Below are 3,851 nucleotides of genomic sequence, written 5' to 3'. Positions count from 1 at the left end.
GCTGAACTCGCCTGCGTCACCACGGCTTTCAGCGCCACCACGCGGGCCGCGTCAGCGCCGAGCCGGCTGCGGATCGCTTCCGCCTTGCGATCGAGATCGACCTTGGCGCGACCGAGCGTACCCTTCCAGTAAATCGGCCAGGTCAGCTCGCTGCCGATATAGGTGTAGTTGAACGTCCGGAAGCCGGGGGCGAGAACGCCGGCATCCGCGAGCTGGTCGATCCAGCGCTGCCAGTCCTCACCACCCATCACCGCGACGGTAGCGGTCGCTTCATCCTCGCTCGCCGGCGCGATGGTCGTCTCGTAGACTTCGCCGGTTTCGGTATTGAGGGTCTTGATTTCGACGGGCGCGCCGAGCGGCTTGATCGCCGATCGATAGGTGTTGCCGGTTACCGGGTCCGTGCGGACCGGTGCGGCCATGCTGTAGACCAGCATGTCGAGCTGTCCGAATTTTTCGCGGACGCGCTCGATGAAGGTCTTTTTCAGCTCATCGGAGAACGCATCCCCCTCCAGCGTCAGGGGCGAGCGTCCGATCTTCTTGGCTTCGATCTCGAAGGCGCGGTTGTTGTACCAGCCTGCGGTGGCCGTCCTTTTTTCCGTCGGCTCGCGCTCCAGCGAGACACCGATCGTGTCCGCGCCGCCGGCAAAAGTTGTAACGATCCGGCTCGCAAGACCATATCCGGTCGAGCAGCCGAGCACGGCGACGCGCTTGGGACAGTCGGCTATCGGGCCATGGCGGAGAACATAAGCGATTTGCTCGCGGACATTCTGCGCGCAGCCGACCGGATGCGCGGTCGTGCAGATGAAGCCTCGCACGCGCGGTTCAATAACCATCGATTACGCGTCCAGCCGCTTGAATACCAGGGTCGCATTGGTGCCCCCGAAGCCGAAGGAATTCGACAGCACCGCACCGATCTTGGCATTGTCGATGCGCTTGCGCACGATCGGCATATCAGCAAACACCGGATCGAGTTCGGTGATGTGGGCGCTCTCGCAGATGAATCCATTGTTCATCATCAGCAGCGAATAGATCGCCTCCTGCACGCCGGTCGCGCCCAGCGAGTGGCCGGTCAGCGCCTTGGTGGCGGAAATCGGCGGACACTTGTCGCCGGTGCCAAATACCTTGCGGATCGCCTCGATCTCAGGCGGGTCACCGGCCGGCGTCGAGGTGGCATGCGGATTGATGTAGTCGATCTTGGTGTTGACCGTCGACATCGCCATCCGCATGCAGCGCTCGGCGCCCTCACCCGACGGCGCGACCATGTCATAGCCGTCCGAGGTGGCGCCATAGCCGACGATCTCGCCGTAGATGCGCGCGCCGCGCGCCTTGGCGTGCTCGAGTTCCTCCAGCACCACCACGCCGGCGCCGCCGGCAATGACAAAGCCGTCGCGGCTGATGTCGTAAGGCCGCGAGGCTGTCGAAGGCGTCTCGTTGTATTTCGACGACATCGCCCCCATCGCGTCGAACAGCACGGACAGGCTCCAGTCGAGCTCTTCGCAGCCGCCAGCAAAAATCACGTCCTGCTTGCCGATCTGGATGGTCTCGTAGGCATTGCCGATACAGTGATTGGAGGTCGCACAGGCCGAGGAGATCGAATAATTCACGCCCTTGATCTTGAACCAGGTGGCCAACGTTGCGGATGCGGTCGAGGACATCGCCTTCGGCACTGCGAACGGACCGACACGCTTGGGGCCCTTGGTGCGGGTGATATCGGCCGCCTCCACGATCGTGCGCGCCGAAGGCCCGCCCGAACCCATGATGATGCCGGTGCGAATATTGGAGACGTCGGAAGGCTCAAGTCCCGAGTCCCGAATCGCCTGCTCCATCGCGACGTGATTCCAGGCTGCGCCCTCGGCCAGAAATCGCATCGCACGGCGATCGATGACGGTCGAAGGATCAAGCGTCGGCGCGCCCTGAACCTGCGAGCGGAAACCCATCTCGGCGTATTTCTCGGCGCGCGAGATTCCCGAGCGGGCCTCGTGCAGACTCGACAGCACTTCCTGGGTGTTGTTTCCGATCGATGAGACGATGCCCATCCCCGTAATCACAACCCGCTTCATGACCGCCTCACCCCTGTCTTCGCTTTCTCGATATCCGTAACCAACTTAAAGGTCGTCCGTATCAGCTGAAAAGTTCACATTGCCTGCTGCACTGCGGCGTCCTGCTTGAACAGACCGACCCGCAGATCCTTGGCGCGGTAGATAATCTCGTCATCCATGGAAAGCCAGCCGTCCGCAATGCCCAGCCAGAGCTTCATCCGCATCACGCGCTTGATGTCGATATGGTACACAACCTTGCGAACGTTTGGCAGCACCTGGCCCGCAAGCTTCAATTCGCCAAGACCAAGCGCCCGGCCGCGGCCCTCGCCGCCAATCCAGCCGAGATAAAAGCCGACCATCTGCCACATCGCATCGAGGCCGAGGCAGCCCGGCATCACCGGATCGTTCTTGAAGTGGCAGCCGAAGAACCACAGCTCCGGCTTGACGTCGAGTTCGGCGCGGATCACGCCCTTGCCGAATTCGCCGCCGTTCTCGCTGATCTCCGTAATGCGGTCGAACATCAGCATCGGCGGCAGCGGTAACTGGGCATTGCCGGGGCCAAACAGCTCCCCACGGCCGCAGGCCAGCAAATCTTCATATTCATAACTGCTGCGCCGATCCAGCATGGTGCCAGCCTTGTCAAAAATCCCGATGGAAGCATCCGGGGCGAACGATCCGCATATCGCGGGGAACGACGCCCGTAGTGCCAATTGGCCCTCAGCTCCACAGGTCGGGACCCTGCGGCAGCGGGCATTTTCCTATAACTATCCGGGGTCAACCGAAGTTCGCGCTCTCTATCACAGGGGATTATGGTGGCAAAGCGCGCCGGTGGGGCAATTAGCCGCTTGCGGCCCCGCAACGGGCTTAACCGTTAAAGCTGCTCTTGGGGACGTTCTAGTTGCGAAAAACTTGCATCTAAGACCGACGGTCCTTATATTTCCTTGGAATATTGAGGTTGTTTGCAGAGTCTGACGTGGAAATGAGCGACAACGGTACTGCTTTGAACGACGAAATGCCGGGTTCCGAGCCTGGCGCGTCCGGCCGCGAGCCCACATTGACCGGCTGCCCCTGGCACGACGTCAACGAAATGCTGCAGGCGGCCGGCTTGCGGCCGACCCGACAGCGCATGGCGCTGGGCTGGCTGTTGTTCGGCAAGGGCGCCCGCCACCTCACGGCGGAAATGCTCTATGAGGAGGCGACGCTGGCGAAAGTGCCGGTATCGCTGGCCACCGTCTACAACACCCTCAATCAGTTGACCGATGCCGGCCTCTTGCGCCAGGTCAGCGTCGACGGCACCAAGACCTATTTCGACACCAACGTGTCGGCGCATCATCATTTCTATCTCGAGAACAACCACGAGCTGGTCGATATCGAGGACCCGCATCTGGTGCTGCAGAAGATGCCCGAAGTGCCCGAGGGCTACGAGATCGCGCGGATCGACATGGTCGTCCGCCTGCGCAAGAAGCGCTGAGCGCGAGATCTTCGCACGTCGTCCCGGCGAATGCCGGGACCCATAACCACAGGAAAGAGTGGCGAACGCTGGACCGTCGGCTCGGCGTGACAATTTGTGCCTGGGTCCCGGATCGCGCTCGCTTGTCCGGGACGACAACATTCATCGAACGCGAAATCTCTTCTCGCGCGCCCTGAACAGCCGGTCAGACAGGAACTTCCTTAAAGGCGCGGCATCCGCGAATTGCAGCGTGACCTTGAACGGCACGATGTCGCCGACGAGAGACGATCGTTCTCCAACGCCGCGCAATCGGGCAAAATCCTTTTCCGTGGTCACCAGCGTCAACTGATCGCGCCCGGCAT

4 protein-coding genes and 1 pseudogene are annotated in these 3,851 nt (G+C 61.7%); 1 reads left to right on the top strand and 4 read right to left on the bottom strand.

Annotated elements, in window-relative coordinates:
* The 3 genes from fabV to fabA form a co-directional block, all read right to left on the bottom strand.
* The coding region (fabV, locus tag VFL62_RS04245; protein WP_325171125.1) for an enoyl-[acyl-carrier-protein] reductase FabV at window positions 1-833 on the bottom strand (833 nt) is incomplete at its 3' end.
* Between the two features lie 3 nt (window positions 834-836).
* A complete protein-coding gene (gene fabB, locus VFL62_RS04240; RefSeq protein WP_325171124.1) occupies window positions 837-2,060 on the bottom strand; it encodes a beta-ketoacyl-ACP synthase I in 1,224 nt (407 codons plus the stop codon).
* Window positions 2,061-2,134: 74 nt separating this feature from the next.
* Window positions 2,135-2,665 (bottom strand): bifunctional 3-hydroxydecanoyl-ACP dehydratase/trans-2-decenoyl-ACP isomerase, encoded by a 531-nt coding sequence (fabA, locus tag VFL62_RS04235; protein WP_325171123.1) that lies wholly within the window; start codon window positions 2,663-2,665, stop codon window positions 2,135-2,137.
* A 353-nt stretch (window positions 2,666-3,018) separates the two neighbouring features.
* Here fabA and irrA point away from each other — a divergent pair, with 353 nt between their 5' ends.
* On the top strand, window positions 3,019-3,510 hold the full coding sequence (gene irrA, locus VFL62_RS04230) for an iron response transcriptional regulator IrrA (protein ID WP_325171122.1): 492 nt from the start codon (window positions 3,019-3,021) through the stop codon (window positions 3,508-3,510).
* A 141-nt stretch (window positions 3,511-3,651) separates the two neighbouring features.
* Here the strand turns inward: irrA and VFL62_RS04225 are convergent.
* Window positions 3,652-3,851: pseudogene (locus VFL62_RS04225) on the bottom strand (tetraacyldisaccharide 4'-kinase); the annotation flags it as partial.

It is taken from the genome of Bradyrhizobium sp., assembly GCF_035701725.1.
In the GTDB taxonomy this organism is placed as follows: Bacteria; Pseudomonadota; Alphaproteobacteria; order Rhizobiales; family Xanthobacteraceae; genus Bradyrhizobium.
The sequence above is the reverse complement of the archived record's forward strand: the minus strand, read 5'-3'. Positions and strand labels throughout refer to the sequence as shown.